At 53.9% G+C, this 20,626-nt stretch carries 24 protein-coding genes; 9 read left to right on the top strand and 15 right to left on the bottom strand.

All coding sequences use genetic code 11. The features are described from left to right. Window positions 1-36: 36 nt before the first annotated feature. Together AT687_RS03770 and AT687_RS03765 are read right to left on the bottom strand one after the other, a co-directional pair. Entirely contained in the window at window positions 37-1,500 is a 1,464-nt protein-coding gene (locus AT687_RS03770; protein ID WP_014318846.1) for a YkvI family membrane protein, read from the bottom strand. 78 nt (window positions 1,501-1,578) lie between these two features. Continuing rightward, window positions 1,579-3,492 (bottom strand): BCCT family transporter, encoded by a 1,914-nt coding sequence (locus tag AT687_RS03765; protein WP_014318845.1) that lies wholly within the window; start codon window positions 3,490-3,492, stop codon window positions 1,579-1,581. A gap of 366 nt (window positions 3,493-3,858) precedes the next feature. On the opposite strand from AT687_RS03765, the gene AT687_RS03760 reads away from it, so the two are divergent. Continuing rightward, window positions 3,859-5,568 carry a dolichyl-phosphate-mannose--protein mannosyltransferase gene (locus AT687_RS03760; protein WP_014318844.1) on the top strand — a complete coding sequence of 570 codons (1,710 nt, stop codon included), beginning with the start codon at window positions 3,859-3,861 and terminating at the stop codon, window positions 5,566-5,568. Between the two features lie 8 nt (window positions 5,569-5,576). Here the strand turns inward: AT687_RS03760 and AT687_RS03755 are convergent, their stop codons facing one another. The 6 genes from AT687_RS03755 to AT687_RS03730 form a co-directional block, all read right to left on the bottom strand. After that, complete coding sequence (locus AT687_RS03755; protein WP_010934624.1) at window positions 5,577-6,239, bottom strand: zf-HC2 domain-containing protein; 663 nt, start codon at window positions 6,237-6,239, stop codon at window positions 5,577-5,579. Then, entirely contained in the window at window positions 6,226-6,639 is a 414-nt protein-coding gene (locus AT687_RS03750; protein ID WP_003850760.1) for a DoxX family protein, read from the bottom strand. The genes AT687_RS03755 and AT687_RS03750 overlap by 14 nt, the downstream gene beginning before the upstream one ends. A 42-nt stretch (window positions 6,640-6,681) precedes the next feature. Then, entirely contained in the window at window positions 6,682-7,818 is a 1,137-nt protein-coding gene (gene sepX / locus AT687_RS03745) for a divisome protein SepX/GlpR (protein ID WP_021334937.1), read from the bottom strand. A gap of 126 nt (window positions 7,819-7,944) precedes the next feature. Next, entirely contained in the window at window positions 7,945-8,607 is a 663-nt protein-coding gene (locus AT687_RS03740; protein WP_014318842.1) for a GNAT family N-acetyltransferase, read from the bottom strand. A gap of 35 nt (window positions 8,608-8,642) precedes the next feature. Further along, window positions 8,643-9,908 carry a molybdotransferase-like divisome protein Glp gene (gene glp, locus AT687_RS03735; protein WP_003850757.1) on the bottom strand — a complete coding sequence of 422 codons (1,266 nt, stop codon included), beginning with the start codon at window positions 9,906-9,908 and terminating at the stop codon, window positions 8,643-8,645. Between the two features lie 96 nt (window positions 9,909-10,004). Further along, complete coding sequence (locus tag AT687_RS03730) at window positions 10,005-10,925, bottom strand: UTP--glucose-1-phosphate uridylyltransferase (RefSeq protein WP_003850756.1); 921 nt, start codon at window positions 10,923-10,925, stop codon at window positions 10,005-10,007. Between the two features lie 128 nt (window positions 10,926-11,053). Here AT687_RS03730 and AT687_RS03725 point away from each other — a divergent pair, with 128 nt between their 5' ends. From AT687_RS03725 to mscL, 3 genes are all read left to right on the top strand, one after another. Continuing rightward, window positions 11,054-11,638, top strand: coding sequence for a 5-formyltetrahydrofolate cyclo-ligase (locus AT687_RS03725; RefSeq protein WP_014318841.1), 585 nt, complete (start codon window positions 11,054-11,056; stop codon window positions 11,636-11,638). A 15-nt stretch (window positions 11,639-11,653) separates the two neighbouring features. Continuing rightward, complete coding sequence (locus tag AT687_RS03720; RefSeq protein WP_010934619.1) at window positions 11,654-12,337, top strand: CpaB family protein; 684 nt, start codon at window positions 11,654-11,656, stop codon at window positions 12,335-12,337. A gap of 106 nt (window positions 12,338-12,443) precedes the next feature. Further along, complete coding sequence (mscL, locus tag AT687_RS03715; protein WP_014318840.1) at window positions 12,444-12,848, top strand: large conductance mechanosensitive channel protein MscL; 405 nt, start codon at window positions 12,444-12,446, stop codon at window positions 12,846-12,848. Between the two features lie 85 nt (window positions 12,849-12,933). Here mscL and AT687_RS03710 read toward each other — a convergent pair whose 3' ends face one another. The 7 genes from AT687_RS03710 to AT687_RS03680 all read right to left on the bottom strand — a co-directional run bounded on the left by AT687_RS03710 (window position 12,934) and on the right by AT687_RS03680 (window position 18,071). Beyond that, window positions 12,934-13,119, bottom strand: coding sequence for a hypothetical protein (locus AT687_RS03710; protein WP_003850752.1), 186 nt, complete (start codon window positions 13,117-13,119; stop codon window positions 12,934-12,936). 29 nt (window positions 13,120-13,148) lie between these two features. Next, a complete protein-coding gene (locus AT687_RS03705; protein ID WP_014306681.1) occupies window positions 13,149-13,736 on the bottom strand; it encodes a MogA/MoaB family molybdenum cofactor biosynthesis protein in 588 nt (195 codons plus the stop codon). A 38-nt stretch (window positions 13,737-13,774) separates the two neighbouring features. Next, window positions 13,775-15,061, bottom strand: coding sequence for a S1C family serine protease (locus AT687_RS03700; RefSeq protein WP_014308148.1), 1,287 nt, complete (start codon window positions 15,059-15,061; stop codon window positions 13,775-13,777). Between the two features lie 89 nt (window positions 15,062-15,150). Beyond that, entirely contained in the window at window positions 15,151-16,692 is a 1,542-nt protein-coding gene (locus AT687_RS03695; protein WP_014318839.1) for a HAMP domain-containing sensor histidine kinase, read from the bottom strand. Next, a complete protein-coding gene (locus tag AT687_RS03690; protein WP_014308146.1) occupies window positions 16,692-17,384 on the bottom strand; it encodes a response regulator transcription factor in 693 nt (230 codons plus the stop codon). Before AT687_RS03690 ends, AT687_RS03695 begins: the two co-directional genes overlap by 1 nt. A gap of 228 nt (window positions 17,385-17,612) precedes the next feature. Then, window positions 17,613-17,786, bottom strand: a complete 174-nt coding sequence (gene rpmF / locus AT687_RS03685; protein ID WP_003850747.1) for a 50S ribosomal protein L32 — start codon at window positions 17,784-17,786, stop codon at window positions 17,613-17,615. Between the two features lie 18 nt (window positions 17,787-17,804). Beyond that, window positions 17,805-18,071 carry a type B 50S ribosomal protein L31 gene (locus tag AT687_RS03680; protein WP_003850746.1) on the bottom strand — a complete coding sequence of 89 codons (267 nt, stop codon included), beginning with the start codon at window positions 18,069-18,071 and terminating at the stop codon, window positions 17,805-17,807. Window positions 18,072-18,540: 469 nt separating this feature from the next. On the opposite strand from AT687_RS03680, the gene rpmB reads away from it, so the two are divergent. The 5 genes from rpmB (at window position 18,541) to AT687_RS03655 (ending at window position 20,624) form a co-directional block, all read left to right on the top strand. Beyond that, complete coding sequence (gene rpmB, locus AT687_RS03675; RefSeq protein ID WP_003850745.1) at window positions 18,541-18,777, top strand: 50S ribosomal protein L28; 237 nt, start codon at window positions 18,541-18,543, stop codon at window positions 18,775-18,777. Window positions 18,778-18,780: 3 nt separating this feature from the next. Next, window positions 18,781-18,945 (top strand): 50S ribosomal protein L33, encoded by a 165-nt coding sequence (gene rpmG, locus AT687_RS03670; RefSeq protein ID WP_003850744.1) that lies wholly within the window; start codon window positions 18,781-18,783, stop codon window positions 18,943-18,945. Window positions 18,946-18,948: 3 nt separating this feature from the next. Continuing rightward, complete coding sequence (rpsN, locus tag AT687_RS03665) at window positions 18,949-19,254, top strand: 30S ribosomal protein S14 (RefSeq protein ID WP_003850743.1); 306 nt, start codon at window positions 18,949-18,951, stop codon at window positions 19,252-19,254. Between the two features lie 14 nt (window positions 19,255-19,268). After that, window positions 19,269-19,517 carry a 30S ribosomal protein S18 gene (gene rpsR, locus AT687_RS03660; RefSeq protein WP_010934614.1) on the top strand — a complete coding sequence of 83 codons (249 nt, stop codon included), beginning with the start codon at window positions 19,269-19,271 and terminating at the stop codon, window positions 19,515-19,517. Between the two features lie 198 nt (window positions 19,518-19,715). Beyond that, window positions 19,716-20,624: a putative nucleotidyltransferase substrate binding domain-containing protein gene (locus tag AT687_RS03655; protein WP_014306678.1), complete on the top strand. Its 909-nt coding sequence runs from the start codon at window positions 19,716-19,718 to the stop codon at window positions 20,622-20,624. The last annotated feature ends 2 nt before the right edge of the window (window positions 20,625-20,626 follow it).

Here is a 20,626-nt window from a genome sequence, read left to right as displayed (position 1 = left end):
CTCGCGGGAGATGGGGGCGTCGGTGTGAAAAAGTTTTTACTGCTTCGCCGCCGGTTTATCAGCTGGTGTGTTAGTAGCAGCCTCCTCAGCTATGTCTTCTTCAAAAGTAGTGAGGTCTTCGAGCTCCGACATAGGACGCGCATGCGATGGCAGACCAAGCGAAGTATCTTCCACGCTGACGGTCGTATCTTCAAACTCGATCGGCTCGTAGGTTGTGGTGATACCGGCAGCCTCATCGATTACTGCGTCGACATCATCACCATCTGCAGCACCTGCAAGTTCTTCCACGACTTCCTCACGGATCGTTTCTTTCAGCTCACTTGGCTTGAGGTTAGATTCACGCGTCAAACGATCAAGCTGACGCTGCTGTTTCGAGCTAAAACGCTTCGTAGGATCCAGTTTACGCTTGATGAGGTTATGGATTTTGTCGCGGCGAGCACGCTCGTCACGAATCTTGGCAAAGCCACGCAACCATGCCACAGCAACCACAACAACAAGCAAAATACCGAGGTAACCCAGTGCCGGGTAAACCACGCCCACCAGCTTTTTAAAGCCGAGGAATGACGCCGCAAAGCCCAACGCAGAAGCGATCAAATATACAGGGTAAAACAGCGCCCTCCGTGAGGAAGTAGCACGCTTAGCAAAGGCGTAAAACATGCCCAACGCCGTGTTAAAAATCATGCCCACGATAACGAGCGACATCACGGTGCCCAAAATTGGGTGGATCTCGTTAATGATGGTCAGCATAGGCACATCGTCAGCAGCTACCTTGTCGGCAACTCGGTAAAGAGCTAACGCGGTGAAGGTCAGCATCACACCGTAGATCACGCCACCGGTAAGTCCGCCTAGGCCAGCGGCACGAGGGTCAACATTGTTGCCACCGATGATGATCGCCATAGAGACACCCATCATAAGAGCCAAACCAACGTAGTTAAGAGATGCTAGCGCCCAGTGTGGGGTCGCGGAGTTAATCGTTGCCGCAGCTTGGTTAAGAGTATCGATGTCAGCGCTGCTGGTGCTCAAAGCGTACACAATCGCGACGATGACAAAGATAATGATAAGCGGTGTAATCGATCCGATAACAGCAGTGAGCTTGTCTACGTCGAGAAGCCCCGCGACCATCACGAGCACCAGCATGAGCAATGAGCCCGCCCACGCCGGCCAACCGAACTGCTGGTTGAGGTTCGAACCAGAACCTGCGAGCATAACCACGCCCGTAGCAAATAGGGTGGTCAAAACAGCGACGTCGAGAATACGCGCCACAATAGGGTGCGAGATTCGACGCAACACCGAGCCGTGATCGTTAGCTAGGAAGTACGACCCCAGCTGGATAGATGCCATACCGGTAACGGTCATAATCACTGCCGATAGCGCCGCGCCAAAAATGCCCATCATTCCGAAGGACACGAAGTACTGGAGTACCTCTTGGCCGGTGGCGAAGCCGGCGCCGATAACAATTCCGACGAACGCCATCGCGATAGTAATTGTTTTTTTGAGCATGGTTAAAGGTGCTCACCTTTCAAAATACGTGTGTGAAATTTTTGTTTAATTGTGCTCTGACATCTTTACGATGCTTGCTTATCGACGGTGCCGTAGGTGGTCACCCTTTCCAGCACGTGGCACGCGAACCTTGTGCTCTTTGTGCTCCTTCGCGTTACGACGCTTCTCACGGGCCTTCTTCCGCTTCTCGTGCTCCAAGTGGATACGACGTTCACGAGCCAAACGTGAAGCAAAGCGCTGCTGCTCACGGTAATCCAAGTAGATCTCATCGTTTCTGAGGTCTTTCAACACGGCAAACATCAAAATGACGATCACCACCAGGAACGGACTTGCAGCAATGATGGTGATATTTTGCAGGTTGCTCAAAACATCGTCGCCACCAGAAACCAACATGGTCATACCGATCAAGGCAACCAACAGACCCCACGCAGCCGACACATATTTATTCGCATCTGTTTGACCATTTTGGCTCATGGATCCCATCACCGTGGAAGCCGAATCGGCAGAGGTAATAAAGAAGGTAGCCAACAAAATCACAGCAACGACACCGGCAATCTTGCCACCTGGCAGTGCATGCAACAGTTCGAAGAGCTGGTATTCAGCAGAGCCGTCGCCGTAGATAGAGCGACCCTCTTGTTCGAAGTGAATAGCAGTGCCACCAAAGATGGCGAACCAAACAACAGACACCGCTGCCGGTACAAGCATGACGCCGAACAGGAATTCACGAATCGTACGGCCACGTGAAATACGCGCTAAGAACATGCCCACAAATGGGCTCCACGAGATCCACCATGCCCAGTAGAAGATGGTCCAGCTGCCCAGCCACTCTCCTGCCGATCCATCGGCAGATTCTGCAGTACGGCCGACCATCTCAAAGAAGTTGGATAGGTATGCGCCCAGCGAGCCTGGGATCAGGTTCAAGATGGTGACGGTCGGTCCCAAAACGAATACGAAAATTGCCAAGAGTGCCGCAAGGACCATGTTGGCATTAGATACGTACTGAATGCCTTTGCCTACGCCAGACATTGCCGACAACAAGAAGGCCAAGGTTAATACCGACACGATGGCCAAAACCGTGCTCATTCCTGGATCTTTCACCACACCTGCGGCATCAAGACCAGCGCTGATCTGGGTAGCACCGACGCCCAGTGAACAAGCAGTACCGAAGATGGTGGCAATAATCGCCAAAATATCGACAATGCGGCCGATCCATCCTTTTGCTCCGTGTTCACCGATCAGTGGGATAAACGCCGAGCTCAATAGCTGACGACGTCCCAAGCGGAACGTGCTATATGCAATAGCAAGGCCAAAAATGCCATAAATTGCCCATGGGTGCAGCGTCCAGTGCAGCAAGGTGGTGCTCATGGCATGCCCCACGGAGCGTGGGTCATGTCCTGGAACGCCGTTGAGGTAATTGCTCAGTGGTTCGGATGCTCCGTAGAACATCAAACCAATGCCCATGCCGGCAGCAAACATCATGGCGATCCACGACGTGGTGGAAAACTCAGGGGCTTCATCATTGCGTCCGAGCTTGATTGTGCCAAAGTTGCTCAATGCAATAGCAATGGCGAAGATCAAGAACACAGTAGTAAAGAAAATAAATGCCCAGCCGAAGCTATCCACAATGTAACCCAGTGAGGATGCCGCAAAGGAGGCAAAGCTTGTCGTTCCGAGGATTCCCCACGCGACAACAGCGAGAACAATCACCATGGCAGGGGCTGTGACTTTCCAGTCCACTCCTGCGTTGTCATCTTCACCTTCGAAAGTAATTTCTTTTTCCGGTGCTGCGGTTGCCTCAGCGATAAGTCCTTCGCCCTCGATCATGGCGGCAAGCTCTGCCGTTGCGCTGACGACAGGTGCTGACGAGGTTGTCGATTCCAGTGCCGTGCTCTCACTGGATCCGGACGAGGGATCCGTACTGAACTCGGGACGAGAGACCTCACTGTTGCGAAGCTCCTCATCCCGTGAGGGATTATTGTGCGAATCGGTCATATATCTATCATGACGATAAGAAAGACCTTTATAAAGACAGGGATGCTCAAAGTAGAAGATTATCAGTCAGTTTCTTCACATTTTTATCAGCTTGTTACATAGCAAAACCCCTGCATAATTATACAAAAGCCCAATCAATGGTCACAAATGCGTAACGATTGACTGTCAATGGAGCTTGTTCAGCGATTTCCTGCAAAAAATCCCACACTTTCGGTCGCCCAACACATATGCACATCACCCCCGACCCGCCTCGCACAGACCCCCCGACAAACAACAAATCCCTGCAGCGCATAAGCGCGCAAGCCCTATAACCGGCGTCACATAAACAGAAGTTTTCACCCCTGCCGCAACTGTACTTCCACCTCCGTGGGGAAACTCCCCAACACCCCCTTCCATCACCAACCGAGTCTTCGTTGGACACCCAAACCTCGTAGACTAAACCGCGTGACTTCTCATTCGGCTCCGGATACCGCCAAGGACCAACCACGCAGTCGCCTCACAGCAGCATGGACTAGGAGGCGTCGATACGCGCCCCGCTTCCCCAGCGCCGCCCACCCGCACGCACCTCACGCGCTGCAATGGTCGCGATACGACACCATCTCGACCGCGATCATCACCATCGCAGCATTTCTCATGCGCGCCATCGGAATTACCTCAGCGACCTCCGCGCATACCCCCGTGTTCGACGAGAAACACTATGTGCCACAAGCCTGGGACATGGTCGAATCATGGATCAACCCCATTACCGGTGGCATCGAATCCAACCCAGGCTACGGGCTGGTCGTCCATCCCCCGCTCGCCAAGCAACTCATCGCCTATGGTGAAGCACTATTTGGATACACCCCCCTTGGCTGGCGCGCGGTGACCGCTCTGTGCGGCACCCTGACCATCGTGGCCATCATGGCGCTTACCCGACGCCTAACTTTATCTTCACGAGCAGCAACCCTCGCCGGTATCATCGCGCTTTTCGACGGCGTCCTCCTAGTCACATCCCGATTCGGAATGCTCGACATCATCCAAGTGCTCTTCATTGTCACCGCCGCTTGGACGCTATGCCGCGACCACCAGCAAGTCTATGCCCGCATGTATAACGCATGGTCACAGAAGCTACTCGACACCGATCTGGGGCCTCGAATCGGTTTTCGTTGGTGGCGTTTCGCCACGGGAGTGCTCCTCGGCTGCGCGGTATCCGTGAAATGGTCCGGACTGTACTACATCATGTTCTTCGGAATCCTAGCCGTAGCCCTCGACGCATGGCGACGTCGTATTTTCGGTGCTCGTAACGCCACGCTGGGCATGCTACTCAAGGATGCATTCCCCGCCTTTGCTTCCCTCGTTCTCGTTCCGCTGGCCGTATATACGTGGAGTTGGCGCGCATGGTTTGCTTCAGAAACCTCTGTATTTAGACATGCTGTTGCCACCGGAGATGTAGCGGACAACAGTATTCTTCGGCTATTCCCAGACGCAGTAGCAAGCTGGCTTTACTATCACGCTGAAGTCTTAGAATTTCACGCCTCATTGACATCGTCCTCGGGGCACAGCCATCCGTGGGATTCCAAACCATGGTCCTGGCTTGCCGCTACCCGCCCGATCCTCTACTACTCCAGCACGGATATTTCTTGTGCGTTTGGCTCGTGCCGACGCATGATTTACCTCTTTGGCACTCCTGCGATTTGGTGGCTCACAGTACCTGTAGTGTGCTGGGCACTGTGGGAAATGATCATTCGCCGCCGCGCAGAATATCTCATCCCATGGGTAAGCTTCATGGCTGGTTTTTTGCCGTGGCTAGCAAGTTACGACCGCCAAATGTACTTCTTCTACGCGACTGCGCTCGTCCCGTTCACCATCGTCATGCTGGCTATAACGCTTAACCACCTCATGGACGCAGGAGCGTATCGACGCCTCCGCCCAGCCGCATTCTGGAAAGGCCGAGTGTTCCCCACGGGGAGAATTCTTGCCATCTGCTATCTCGCCGTCGTGATCGCAATGTTCTTTTACTTCTCGCCACTGCTGTATGGATTTGTTATTCCAGACGCATGGTTTAACGCCATGATGTGGCTACCAAGCTGGCGTTAATGGGGAACTTAACGTGGATCGGACGATAAGCTGCGCACCATCTCACGTACGATGACCCAGCCTTTGTCCGATATCCACAGCCACGACAATGTCACTACTGCAAGAAATAGTAGCCCGAGTTGGATCATGGTGTCGCCGGCTTCTGGGGCTAAGAAGATGTCACGAATTCCAAAGCCGACTTCGAAAGTCCACACAGCAGCGACAACAGGCAATAAGCCGCCTACTACACGAGGCTGCCAAGCAGCGAAAAAGAGGCTAAAAGCTATAGCGAACCGAAGAGATGCTGCCTCCATAGAAACTCGGTTTGCTAGCGGATCTATTTCCGTCGATGTGATGGCAATAAGGTTTATCGCCCACGCGAGCCACAACAGCCCCGCGACCACAATGCTTACTCGAGACAATGCGGTATTCCATGCTCGCGTAGCGGCTTGTTTGCGCCACTGAGGTTCTACATTCGCGAGGATGTCGTCGATAAGATCAGGTGCCTCGGTATAGGCCGCCTCGGGAATTCTAAACGCAAGCGATCGGTTAAGAGCTACGGCCTGATCAAAATATGCTTGGCAGTCGGGACACGAATCCAGATGTGTATCAATGACATCGTCGTCGATACCTGGTGTTTCCCCGTCAAGTCTCGCTGAAAGCGCGGCCTGGATTGTGCTACAAGTCAGCACGGCTGAGCACCCCATCTATGCTGGCGCGTCCTGCACCAAAAACGACGATCATCAACAACGCCACCGCCATGACCAAGGGATATTCCATTCCAGAATCGGCCACAAAGAAGCCATGATCAAGGTGAACAAAGTAGATTGCGGCCACCACTAACAAAGCCAGTGCGCCGGCAACAAAGGTGGTCAGCATCCCCACCACAAGTAACGAACCGCCGAGGAGTTCTCCCGTGGCAGTGAGGTAAGCAGAAAGCTTGGGCTGGGGCACTCCCATAGCGCTAAATTGTCCGGTTGTTTCTACCAACCCGGTACGAAAAAACCGCTCGAAGCCGTGGGCAACAAACACAATGCCCAACACCGCACGAAAAACTAGCAGGGCAATATCACGCACTATGGGCTGATCCATGAATCCCGCTTCCCCTTGTCAGTTGAAGTAAACAACAACACCTTAGCCCACGCGGCGGTGATGATCAGCACCGTCAAAGTGTGGTGTTTGCCCGTCGCGTCGGGAATCAGCCACAACGTCAAGATATTCAAAATCAGGAGACTCATCGTCGATCTCTAGCACTACTGCCCCTGGGCGACGCAACCGGTTCGGGATACCAAGTTCCTCATCAGCCGAGTTGCGCACGCCCCAACGTGCACGACGCAACTGCTGAATACGACGACGGCGCAGCGCTTGCTCCGCAATAACTTGGCGACGCAATGCCCACAGGTACAATGCCAGCAATCCTGCGCAACCACCTGCGCCCGCCCAAGCCCAACCGCCGAAAACCACGGCTGCAACCAACGAGACGATCACTGCGGCACCGAGCCCCATGACGGTCCGCTGACGACGCTGCTGACGGCTTACAACCGCCTGCGCCTCAGATTCTGGATCCCAGCTACCGCGATGGCTACGTCGCTCTGCAAACGCACGCTCCTCATCGGTGAGATCAGAGTCATCATCGAGCACAGGTTCCGCTGTGGCCTCGCTGCGATCGAGAGAGGTAACCACATCGTTATCGGAGGGGTACATCAGATCATCGGGGCCAACGTAAGCATCATCGAAGTCGTAACGTGCCACCTCGTCACCATCGTCAACCGCATCAAGGCTTGCTTCGTCGTGAGCGCTGTCTTCGTCCGCTACAACCTCAGGCGCTGGTAGCTCTGCAACAATTTCACCTTCAATAACCTGTGGCATCACAGACGCATTCGGAGTTTCCCCACGGGAGCGTTTAGCCCCAATCTTTTCTTTTGCGTGTGCGAATACATCACCCAACGTGGTTGCTGGATCTTGATCGATCAGCGGTCCTTGAGTGTCTTCTTCCTCGACTTCGGCAGATTGTTCGATAACCTCAGTTACTTCGGCGTATTCCAACTCATGTTCAGCCGAATCGGCCTCATATCCAGTGTGTACATCATGGGGGCCAACCTTTGGGTGGTGCCGTGGTTGCAGCTCTTCGCTGCCACCTTCGTACACCACGCGGGTATCATCGAATCCCTCACCGGCTTTACGGATCGGCTTTTGGCCACGCAGCAGCCATGGTGCGAGCACGAAGAGCCACACCAAGACGATCAGGACGATCACGACGGTTCCGGACACGTTGTAGGCCTTTCCGGGTTGTTGTACTTGTGATGAGCGTAAAGCACTGAGACTTAACTCGTCTAGTGAGCTAAGAGTCAAACACTGTAATTTTCTAAGGCTATCCCCCGTCTGTTACGGATGGGGTCAGGCGCGCCGCAAAAATCTCGATGCGATCAAGCGATCAACGCACGGTGAAGTGAACTCATCGTTAGTCTGCGCCATAAGGTAATGATCCCGCCACATTCCATTGATGTGCAAGTTTCGTTCCAAATATCCTTCGTGCCTAAACCCGCAGCGCACCAGAACTTTCTGGGAGCCAATATTATGCGGCAAATAGGTCGCCGTCAGACGGTGCACACGAACGCGTCGAAACGCATGATCTACACCTAAAGCGCATGCGGCCGTGGCAATACCTTGGCCCGTAACGGAACTATGCACCCAATAGCCGATCCATGCATCAGAGCTAATGCCATGTTGGATTGAACCGATTGTCAACTGACCGACAAACCGTCCATTGGCCTCAATGCTCATAGGGACCAAGGACCCCGCAAACGCGGCTTGTCTTAGCGAGAAAATATAAGAACGCCACGCAGTAGAAGAATGCGCGGATTGCCACGTATCCTCAACCGTAGGTTCTACCGGCTCCAAAAATCGCTGGTCAGAAAGCCGCATCATACGCCATGCCGATTTGTCGTTCTTATCAAGCGGGCGGAGGCGAACATGGATATTTGCGGGAGTAAACACCGCGGGAGTGGCCTCTGGCCAACCAGGATGGCGGGGATGGACAGCAGCGCGATCGGATCGCATCTGCTTGACCCGAGAAAATAAGCGAGACATACGCGCTAGCGTCCTTGGGACATAAACAGAACTTCGACGATGTCTCCTGGACGGACCTCGTTGACGTCTTCTGGGATTTTGATCATCGCATTCGCTTCAGCCAAGCCCGCCAACAAGTGGGCCGGTGCACCGTTCGCACCACCTAAGCCTTCCACCAGATAGTCCTGCGTCTGGGCGTCACGCATCAATCGAGCACGAATGTAACCACGCCGCCCCACCTTCGAGCCCACATGGTTAAGCGCACGCGCACGCACCAAACGGCGTTGCGATGATCTCTTGCCCAAACTCATGCGCACGACTGGACGGATGAACATTTCAAAAATGACCAACGACGACACAGTGTTACTAGGAAGCAAGAAGACGGGGGTCTGGTTTTCTCCCAGCAACCCAAAACCTTGGACAGAACCTGGGTGCATAGCAACGCGTGTGGTATCGATTTCTCCCAGATCCGACAAAATACGACGAATCTCCTCAGATCCAGAACCACCAACTGCTCCGGCGATAACAATGATTTCGCTACGCAAAAGTTGTGATTCCACAATCTCGCGGAGGCGCCGTGGCTCGCCGGCTGCAATGCCCACACGGTGTACGTCGGCACCAGCATCACGGCCAGCAGCCGCTAACGCATAGGAGTTCACATCAAATACTTGTCCCAAACTAGGCTCGCGGTCGATTTCTACTAACTCATGTCCTACAGAGATCACCGACATGCGAGGACGCGGATACACCAACACCTTGGAGCGCCCCACAGCCGCCAACAATCCAATGTGAGCAGGACTCAGAATCGCACCGTCGCTTACCGCAACATCACCAGGACGAATGTCATCGCCAGCATGACGCACGAACTCCCCAGAGCGCACCGGCCGATGGGCAGTCATTCGTTTACGACCACAATCTGTCCACTCCAGTGGGATAACAGCATCAGAAAGCGTGGGCAACGGCGCACCCGTATGCACTCGCACGGCTTGTTTGGGTTGCAGACGCAACGGGCGCTGCGATCCCGCAGGGACCTCACCGACAACTGGCAACGACGTTTCGATCGGACCAATAGGTGCGTCGATAGGCCGGCCAAGGCCGCGTTCACCACCAACGTCGACCGCACGGACCGCATATCCGTCAATCGCAGCTTGGTCGAAACCAGGAAGTGCACGCGATGCCTGCACTTCCTCAGCACACATAAGCCCCAGTGCCTCAGCGATAGCGATGCGTACAGGCTCTGGCGCTACCGCAGATTGGGTGACAAGGGCTAGCTGCTGCTCCACTGAGCGCACGTCCGACTCCTTTAAAACTGGTGAACTTCTCTCCTAGGCAGTGTGCCCTTTCTCACGAAAACACACAACACCTGCGCTTACCCCAAAGGGTGACTTTTAAGCGCCGTGCTCTTCCAAAATGGTACGCAGGACCTTCTTCAAATGTGGGCCATACGTCGGATCCGACAAACCAAAATCCACCACCGCTGGGATATAACCACCAGGATTTCCCAAATCATGGCGCTTTCCATCGTGAACCAAGATGTGGACTGGATGCCCCTCATTAATAAGCAACGCAATAGCATCAGTAAGCTGCAGCTCACCGCCCGCACCAGGGGTGATACGGCGAAGCGCATCAAAAATCGCACGATCCAAAAGATAACGACCTGTTGCAACAAACGTCGAAGGTGCGTCTTCTACGGCTGGCTTTTCCACCATGCCTTTCACACTCTTGACTTGGTAAGGGCCGTCGTAATCGCACTCCTCAATATCAAAGACGCCGTAGTTATACACATCTTCACGAGGAACATCGAAAGCGCACAGCACAGAGCCTCCCAGCTGGCGACGCACCTCCACCATCTTTTCCACAACGCCCATGGGCAGCACCAAGTCATCCGGAAGCATGACAGCTACGACGTCTTCATCGTCATCCAACACGCTTTCCGCCAACCCCACTGCATGCCCCAGACCAAGCGGAGTCTCTTGAACCACAGAAACCGGCTGAATCAGTTCAGCAGCACGCACAACCTTTGCCAGCTGATCCTTCTTGCCACGACTTTCCAACGTTGCTTCCAGCTCTGGGAACCTGTTGAAGTGATCCAACACTTCCTGCTTTTTCGGCGCCGTAATCACAGCCAAACGCGTTGCCCCCAACTGCGCGGCCTCCTCAGCAATCAGCTCGATACCTGGCGTATCGACGACAGGAAGGAGCTCCTTAGGGACGGTCTTTGTGGCAGGGAGAAACCGTGTACCCAAACCAGCAGCTGGGACGATCACGGTTCTGACGGCACACGAATTACCACTCTTGGGTGAAGTCATAAAGAAAACAGTACCGCGAACTATGCCCCAGATAGGTTTCGGCACCAAGGAAAACCGAAATTAAAAGTCACATTCTGAGCCCCCTCCCCGTGGGGAAACGACCATAAACACCCTCTAAGCTGGTGGCTATGTCCGACGCTTTAACACTCACTGCCGCCAAAAAAAATGCCAGAAATCGCATACGAGCTGCTCGATTAGCCCGCAGCACAGCTGATTTACATGCCGATAACGCTGCCATCCTCAATCAGTTGACCGCCCTCATTCGCACAATCAATGCCACACGCGCCGCCGCTTATATGCCCGAAGTCACAGAGCCTGGCGGGGTTGATTTTGCCGACAATCTCACAGGAATTCTGTCCGAACTGTGGATACCCAAGTCACTCCCCAACCGCCAACTAGTATGGGGACACTACTCCGGCGGCGATTCAGTTGAGCGTGGCACTTTCGGAATATTAGAACCCACCACCCCATCCCGCAGCAGTGACATCCTCCATGACGTGGATCTCATCATCGTTCCGGCCCTCGGCATAATCCCCAGCGGGCGACGACTCGGCCAAGGAGCCGGCTACTACGACCGCGCACTAGCCGGAGTTGCTACCCCGACTGTGGCAATACTCTTCGACTCCGAAGTCAACACCACTATCCCCTTCGAGCCTCACGACGCCACCTGCGATTGGATCATCACCCCCGAGGGAACCAAACAGGTGACTTAATACGTCGAAACTTACGTGACCTCCATTAAATCCATCCTGCGCACTCCAGGAAGGCGCCGAGAAACATTTCTCCGGCGAAGCCTGGCATTAAGCCTTGTCATTCTTGCCCTAGCACTCGCAGTTTTTCCCCGTACCGAATCCACAACAGAAGTGCTGCGCTACGCCACCGCCGTCGAAGCTGGCACCGCCGTCAACCGCACACATTTCACCACCGCCCATGTCCCTCAGCACTTAATACCCGAAAACGCACTGCGCCCTGACGATCTTTTAGCATCAGCCCCCAACGAACGCATCACTATTTCTGCCCACACCGCCGGCAGTATCGCCACAGCGGTTGATTTTCTCGATTCCAGTCACACGCTTTCCTCCGTGGGGAACCAGTTGCCTTTCGGCGAAGACCAACCCATCAATATCGTCCCCATTCGCCTTGCTGAACAATCCGTCTCGCGAGTGGTGCAACCAGGAGACGTGGTTGATGTCATCGCAGCTAACGACGCTCATGACCCGCATGTTGTCGCCGCCGGCGGCGTCATAGTTTTCGCCCCTGTGCCAGAGAAAAATACCTCAAGCTATGGTTCGGACGCTGTTCTTATCGCGCTGCCGGCCGATCAAGCACGAATCGTCGCTTCCCAATCTCTCGCTATTCCGCTCACAGTTGTCATCGCTGGAGCACGAGCGCGTCCACCTAAGACGGAATAGATCAAAACCCCTGTTAAAAAGCATAACTAAATAGTTTTGCACTGGAACTGTAAAGATAATTCCGGTAGCGTAATTGGCGCACATTTATAGAAAGAGGTTGTAAACCATGCTCAAAGGGTTTAAAGACTTTATCCTACGCGGCAACGTTGTCGAACTCGCCGTCGCGGTCGTTATCGGTACTGCTTTCACCGCTATCGTGACCGCATTTTCCGAGCACCTAATTAACCCAATGATCGCCACCCTCGGCGGTGCTGATGTTTCCGGCCTAGGCTTTTATCTACGCTCCGGCAACGATGCTACCTTCATGGACTTCGGTGCCGTTATCACCGCTGCACTGAACTTCCTGATCATCGCAGCAGTTGTGTACTTTATCCTTGTTGCACCTATGAACAAGCTCAATGAGATGGCAGCACGCCGCAAGGGTGTTGTTGAGGAAGAAGAAGCACCAGCCTCCATCGAAGCAGAACTCTTGGAAGAAATCCGCGACCTGCTAAAAAACCGCAACCTGTAATTATTCTGCGGACTATCTCAACCGCCTTCTTTCCCGAACTCTCCGACATGCGCGTGAGTTTAAGGAAAGAAGGCGGTTGTATTTTTCAGGAGCCGTAATGTGGCGGCATCTGGTCTTTCCAAAAGGCTAGGCCTTGGAGTTGATCTTCTTCGCCGTCTTCCAAAGGAACTGCAACATCTGGAATAGCAGAGACGAATTCCGCGGTATCGGCTTTCCGATCGTAGTCTTCAGCGTCTGATAGACGCACAACCCTTCTACGTGCTTTTTTCATCTTGCGACTGTTCCACTTTCTCCTAAAAATTAGTCGTTCACGCTGTATTCGCGCAGCTGATCGATGACGTAGTGCACCAACGGCGTCATAGTCGCCATGCCGTCTCGAATCGCCGAACGTGAGGCTGCCATATTCACCACGACGGTGGAAGCGGATACACCGGAGATTCCACGAGAAGTGCAGGCATCAACCGAGCCACAGGCTAAACCGGATGCGCGGATAGCTTGTGCAATACCAGGTACCTCCTGATCAAGAACCTCCCGTGTTGCCTCTGGTGCATGATCTCGCGGCCTCACGCCCGTGCCACCTATGGTGAGGACTAAGTCCACGCCACCTACAACAGCTGTTTCAATAGCATTTCGAATAAGATGCTGGTCAGCTTGGACATCAACGACCGCATCCACGGTAAAACCGCCTTCGCCCAGTAGCTCTGCCACTACTGTCGCCGTGTTATCCGCAGTATTTTCGGAATGATCTCGGATAAGTACTGCGAGGGCACGACGCGGACCGCCCAGAACCGAGTTATTATCTTCGGCTTCAGTAGCGCGGAAAAACTCAGGATCCGGTTCGATGTAATCGAACACGTTGTCCATTTGGGTGATGTCCGTGATCTCCATGGCGTCTCTTCTCGTAATAGATACTTTGATCTAGCAGTCTATTCGCCTGTGAGGGTTACGTCGACCTGTCGCTCGTTTTGGTCGTTTTCCCCACGGACGGTGAGCTTAACTGTTTGACCAAAATCGCTGCTTCGTACCGCAGCGATCAAAGCATCGGCGCTATCAACATGGCGGTCATTAATTTTGGTGATCACTTCTCCTGCTCGTAATCCGGCGTGAGCGCCTGGACCATCAGGCTGAACATCGGCGATTACAGCACCTTTGGCGTTCGCGTTCGAAATGAGCTGAATACCAATCATGGGTTGGGTGGCATAACCCTTCTCAATGAGCTGGCTGGCTACGCGACGAGCAAAGTTGGAAGGGATGGCAAAGCCTAGGCCGATGGATCCGGATTCAGACTTGCCGCCTGCGCTGAGCGAGGCGATCACGGAGTTCATGCCGATGAGGGCTCCGTTGGCATCAACCAATGGGCCGCCGGAGTTGCCTGGGTTGATTGCTGCGTCGGTTTGGACGGCGTCGATAAGCGACGATTGTCCTGTTTCGGAGCCGCCTGCACGCACCGGACGGTTCAGCGCTGACACGATGCCAGATGTGACCGTAGCCGAAAGCCCCAGCGGCGACCCCACGGCAACCACTTGTTGCCCAACCGTGAGGTTGTTGGAATCACCGAACTTCATGACAGGCAAGCCACTGACGTCTTTGATCTTGATTACTGCGACGTCTGTGTTTGGGTCGCCAGCTATCAATTCAGCAGGATGCTCAGAGCCATCGTTCAAGGTCACAGATATTCGCGCTGCCCCTTGTTCAGCCCCTGCCACCACGTGGTTGTTGGTCATCACGTAGCCATCTTCGGAAATAATGGAGCCAGATCCTTCAGCGGAGCCGTTTCGAGTGGCCACCAAAATCGATACGACAGAAGGCAATACCTTTGCTGCGACGTCTTCAACCGATCCCTCAACGGGAGCTGGATGATCTTGAGATACTGGCTGACGCAAGGATTCCGCTACCTGCGTGCGTGTAGTGGAGCCGGAATTACCCGCACGGTTTGTGGAATAAACCCCAGTCAACGTGCCAGAGGCAATGGCAGCAACCAGCGTCATAGCAACAGCGGTGCCGATGCTGACGCGTCGCTTTTCGCGTTTCGACGTCTCCGGCTCCAGCGGTACAGGGGGTTCCTGAGCTCCCAACGGCTGCGATTGCTCAGTTAGTTGTTCTTCTTGCACGTTGTGAGCATTTCCGTAAGGATTCTCCACCCGATCAAACGCTGCGGTCTGATCGGCGGTGGGTGAAGTGCGGGCGTCATCATGGTTCTGTGGATTTGTCATAGTAAATACTATCGGACCACATACTGGTGACGTTCTGGAACCTCACTGCGGGTAGCGTCGTGAATCGCTGGGAGGTTCCTGTGAACGTATTATTTGCCGTTACGACGCTCCTCACGACGTTGCCGTGCCAGATCAAGGCGCTCAGCAGTGCTGCTTGGTTGAACCACACGAGTCTTTGATGAAGAATGGAGTTCTTCATCCGTAACAGATCCTGGCAACTCGACACGCATTCGCGCGCCTCCGTCGTCGGATTCCCCAGCTGTGACAGTTCCCCCGTGGCGAACGATCGTGGAATGCACAATGGCAAGCCCCAAGCCAGAACCTGGGGTTGAACGCGCGCTCACCGATCTATAGAAGCGATCAAAAACTTTTTCACGATCTTCGACCGGAATACCTGGACAAGAATCAGAAATGTCCATATGCAAAACGCGATCGCCGTCTTCACGCTCTACGACCTGCATGGTGAAACGAACAACACCATCAGCAGGTGACCACTTTGATGCGTTATCAAGGAGGTTCAAAATTGCGCGCCCCAAGGCAAAGCTGTCACCTTCGAGGTACCACGGAATCGCCTGGATTTCGAAGCGCACATCGGGGCGACGCCGCCGCACGCGCTCGACCGAAGAATTAACCACATCAAGCAAATCGATGGGTTCTAAAGTTTTCTCCGAGGTTTCTTGGCGTGCCAGATCGATGAGATCACCGATCAGCGTGGAAAGCTCCTCCATCTGTGCAATAACATCCGACTGCAATGCCTGCTTATCTTCTTCACTAATCGCAGCAGAGTCCGTGTTATGCATCATCATCAACAATTCAATGTTGGTGCGCATAGAAGTAAGAGGCGTCTTCAGCTCATGGCCGGCATCGGCAACAAGCTCGGTTTGACGCTGACGCGAACGTCGTAACGCCTCAAGCATCTCGTTGAAACGAGTCGTAAGCTCCGAAAGCTCGTCATTACCTTCTACTTGGATCGGTTTGAGATCGTCTGTTTCCGTAATATAACGAACCCGGTTGCGCAACCGCCGCAAAGGACGAAGCACCGTAGATGCGACAGCTACACCTGTAGCGATCGCCATTAGCACACCAAGACCTGCTACCAGCAACAGTGTAATTGCCAAGCTAGTAATCATCTTGTGGGTGGCTTCCATTCCGCGCGCCAAAATGACGGTGGCACCGGAATCCGACACCTTAGTTAAAACTCGCTCACCGTTGATCGTGGCAGCACTATACCCCTCGACATCGTCGCCGCCACCCTTGACCATCGGCAAATCGTCGCCGACAGAATAGTTCCAGCCGGGCATTCGCAACGAGATACGGGTATCCGCGTTATACTCACGAAACTTGTCGATCTCGTACTGAGAACGGAAGAAAAAATCAGGCTGATCCATCCGACTAATCAACGCCGTTGCCTTGGCGTTCAAAGCGCGGTCCATCGAACTACGCAGCGTGCCAGAAACAGACCAATACGACACGATAAGCATCATGCCCACAGCAATTGCCACCATCGATGCAGTAAGCAGAGAGATACGTGATTTAAGCGACGCACGCGAAAAGTGCGAAGTGCGGGCATCCCCAGACATACCTAAAAAGCCTGCCCCTCCCGGCAGGCTTTCGCGGAAACGGCGCAGCATCACGGCGCAGTTTCCCTCAGCACGTAGCCAACACCGCGAACGGTATGGATCAAACGTGGCTCCCCTTCTGATTCAGTCTTGCGACGCAAATAGCCAATATAGACTTCCAGTGCGTTTCCAGAAGTTGGGAAGTCATATCCCCACACTTCTTCCAAGATCGACGCACGCGAAAGTACGCGACGAGAATTCGCCATCAGCAACTGGAGCAGCGCAAACTCAGTGCGAGTCAAGCTAATAGGGCGACCACCGCGGGTGACATCGCGCGTATCGGGGTTTAGGCGAAGATCCTCAAAGGAAAGCTCCCCTTGGCTGCCGGAGCCGACGGACTCTGCAGCGGCACGGCGAAGCAGGGAACGCACACGAGCTAGTAGCTCCTCAAGTGCGAATGGCTTAGGAAGGTAGTCGTCTGCACCAGCATCAAGGCCGGCAACACGATCAGACACACCATCGCGAGCGGTCAGAACCAAAATCGGACGGTCGTCACCGCTACCACGCAAGGTGCGGCAAACCTCAAGACCATCCATGCGTGGCATCATCACATCAAGGATGACCAGCTCTGGTTGTTCACGTTCAATTACTTCAAGTGCCTCGAGTCCATCTTGAGCCAGATGCACTTCATATCCGTTAAAGGACAACGAACGACAAAGCGACTCGCGCACCGCCTGCTCATCATCTACGACCACAATCTTCATTCAGTCTATTCTGCCTTGTCCCGCCGAGACCGACCCTCAAGCAACGCCCAGAGTCAGCTATGAATAATTACATTTAGTGCAACAATTTTATAGTGCGTTGAATGTTGACAATAGCAGCCAACCGACACACACTCCGAAAGAAGTCTTCTAAATTACAAATGAATAAAGGCTGACTTCGATCTAACCGAAATCAGCCTTCATTGATAGTGGAATTATATCCACAAGAGCTTAGAACTGCTCAACCTCAACGAGACCAAGCTGAGCTGCCTTAACCAGGCGACGTGGGATGCGAACGGTCTGACCGTTGATCTTCACTTCTTGGAGGGCAACGTTATCTGCCTTCCACTGGGAACGACGTGCGTGGGTGTTTGCACGCGACATACGACGCTTTGGAACTGCCATTTTTGTTTCCCTCCTTTATTACTTGTTCTTCTTACGGCGAGCGAGTGCACCGTAACGCTGGTTGAACTTCTCAACACGGCCTGCGGTGTCCATGACACGCTGCGCACCGGTCCAGAATGGGTGAGACTCACTGGTCACGTCAACGACGATCAATGGGTACTCGTTGCCATCTTCCCATGCAACCGTGCGGTCACTGGTAGCGGTTGACTTGGTCAGGAACTGGTGGCCAGTGCCTGCATCCTGGAATACCACTGGGTGGTAATCAGGGTGGATATCTTTCTTCATATTCTCTCGATTTCCCTCAGGATTGATACTTCGAGTCGGTTCTCCACATCACGGTGAAGATCGTGCTCGAGTTGGGTTTCGCGATGCTCGCCGACACTATACAAGTGTAAGCAACCTGCCAAAGTGTACACCCAACTACTCCTTTGAGAAAATCCAGCCCTCCCCCACCCCGACAAAAAGCCGGCTACCCACACTTTTATATAGAGGTATTTCACTAACTGTCTAATCACATTTCAGCAGCACACATACCTTCTGACACGACTTTTTCTGACAACACACGCAAGAAATCTAAAATTTTTTCGGAATTGATTAGGATTTTCGCCCCACCGCAGGTATGGTTGTCTCTTGCTGTTGTCGAAATTGTTCGTTTATCGCCCCGTCAGCACTTGCAGCACAGGCAGTTCCACACACTGTGGCCCTGTTACTGCAGCAGCAGGTTTGAATGTGGGCGGCTAGGAGAAAGAAACCTATGTCGGCTATTTGCCAGGTTACGGGACGCCAGCCGGGTTACGGCAAGTCTGTCTCGCACTCGCACCGACGCACGTCTCGCCGTTGGAACCCCAACGTGCAGCGTCGTAAGTTCTACCTGCCCTCTGAGGGCCGTACCATCACCCTGAACGTATCCACCAAGGGCCTGAAAGTCATTGACCGCGACGGCATCGAGTCCGTTGTGGCTAAGATTCGCGCACGTGGGGAGAAGATCTAAAAGATGGCACGTAACGATATCCGCCCAATCATCAAGCTCAAGTCTACGGCTGGCACCGGTTACACCTACGTCACCCGTAAGAACAAGCGCAACAACCCAGACCGTATTTCTTTGAAGAAGTACGATCCGGTAGTCCGCAAGCACGTCGAATTCCGCGAGGAGCGTTAATCTATGGCTAAGAAGTCCAAGATCGCCAAGAATGAGCAGCGCAAGGAAGTCGTCGCCCGCTTTGCGGAGCGCCGTAACGAGCTCAAGGCAATCATCAAGAACCCGAACACCTCTGATGAGGATCGTCTCGATGCACAGTTCGAATTGAACCGCCAGCCTCGTGACGCTTCCCCAGTTCGCGTCCGTAACCGTGACTCCCGCGATGGTCGCCCACGTGGCTTCCTGCGTAAGTTCGGTGTTTCCCGTGTCCGCATGCGCGAGATGGCTCACCGCGGTGAGCTTCCGGGCGTCCGTAAGTCCAGCTGGTAATCAGGGAGTTTTCAATGAAGCGCAATAACATAAAGAAGGCGCGGATGGAGCAGTCCCGCCGCCCCAAGAAGAACCCTCTTAAGGCCGCAGGCATCGAGAAGGTTGACTACAAGGACATCAACACCCTTCGTCAGTTTATCTCCGATCGCCACAAGATTCGTTCTCGCCGCGTAACCGGCCTGACGCCGCAGCAGCAGCGCCAGGTTGCAACCGCTGTGAAGAACGCCCGTGAGATGGCTCTCCTGCCGTTCACCAGCCGCTAAATCGACTGGGAGAACAAACAACGCCTCCGAAAGTTAACTTCGAAGTGCGATGACAGCACAAGGCACCCACTCTTGTATAAGAGATGGGTGCTTCGTCATATTCTGGACAGTTTTTCTGCTGGTAAGTGGCACGTTTACCGCGTGCGCCACGCGGCTGGTAGCTTAGGTACTTGTATATTTCACCTGACGGGAAGGCAAGTGACCTTGTTGCATGAGTCTTTAACTGAGCTCGCCGAGCTCGCACCTCAGTGCTCAGACACCCCCACTGTTCGCGGTGTCCTCGCCGAAAGCCAAGATCTAGTGCGCAATGCCATCGATCACGGCGAACGGCCACAAGCACTTGTCGAATGGTTTTCCCGTCTCGTCACCGACGTCCTACACAGCGAAGCAATCGCTGATATGACAGGCGGTGCGCAACTGGTACTTACAGGGGCAATCGGACGCGGAGACGCCCTTCCGTCATCACCAATTAAATGGCTTACCGTCGGAGAAAGCCATGTTGATACCACCCCAGTATCTGACCTGATTACGAGCGTGGGTCTGGTCGCCGAACACACTCGTCTGGGCCCCACTGCACGCACAAAGCAAGAGTGGTTGTCAATGATTGGTACCGCACAAGGATCCGACCTTGCGGTCTTTGCCGATGCTGGAACTTGGTGCCTTGAGGAGGTAGTGGCTCTCCCCGACCACAGGCCACTGCTTATCGACGCCATTGAGCATCGCCCACCGACACTACGCATCCACGATGGTTTACCATCACGCGACATGGTCGTTGACATCCGCAAAGACCTGCTCTACCCCATCATTGCGATCGCCCGCTGGGCTGGTGTAGCGGCTCACTCCACGGATTTTTCCACGCGTCGCAGAATCCCAGCAGCTGTAGCAGCAGGAATACTGACCACATCGCAAGCTGATTTCCTGCGCCAGGCGTGGGATGCTGGATTGCAATTGCAGTTCCGGCGTTGGACTGACCGCGTACATTCTCACGCGGCCACGGCAGAAAGCCTGCCTGCTATCCAACGCAGCATCTATGGTGCATCGTCTCGTTTGGTTTCTGATGTCATCCGAGCGCTCGCTCAACAATATGGCATTCCCCTAAAGTCCTAAGG

The sequence above is a fragment of the Corynebacterium diphtheriae genome, assembly GCF_001457455.1.
In the GTDB taxonomy this organism is placed as follows: Bacteria; Actinomycetota; Actinomycetes; order Mycobacteriales; family Mycobacteriaceae; genus Corynebacterium; species Corynebacterium diphtheriae.
This window is presented reverse-complemented; position numbering and strand designations above follow the sequence as displayed.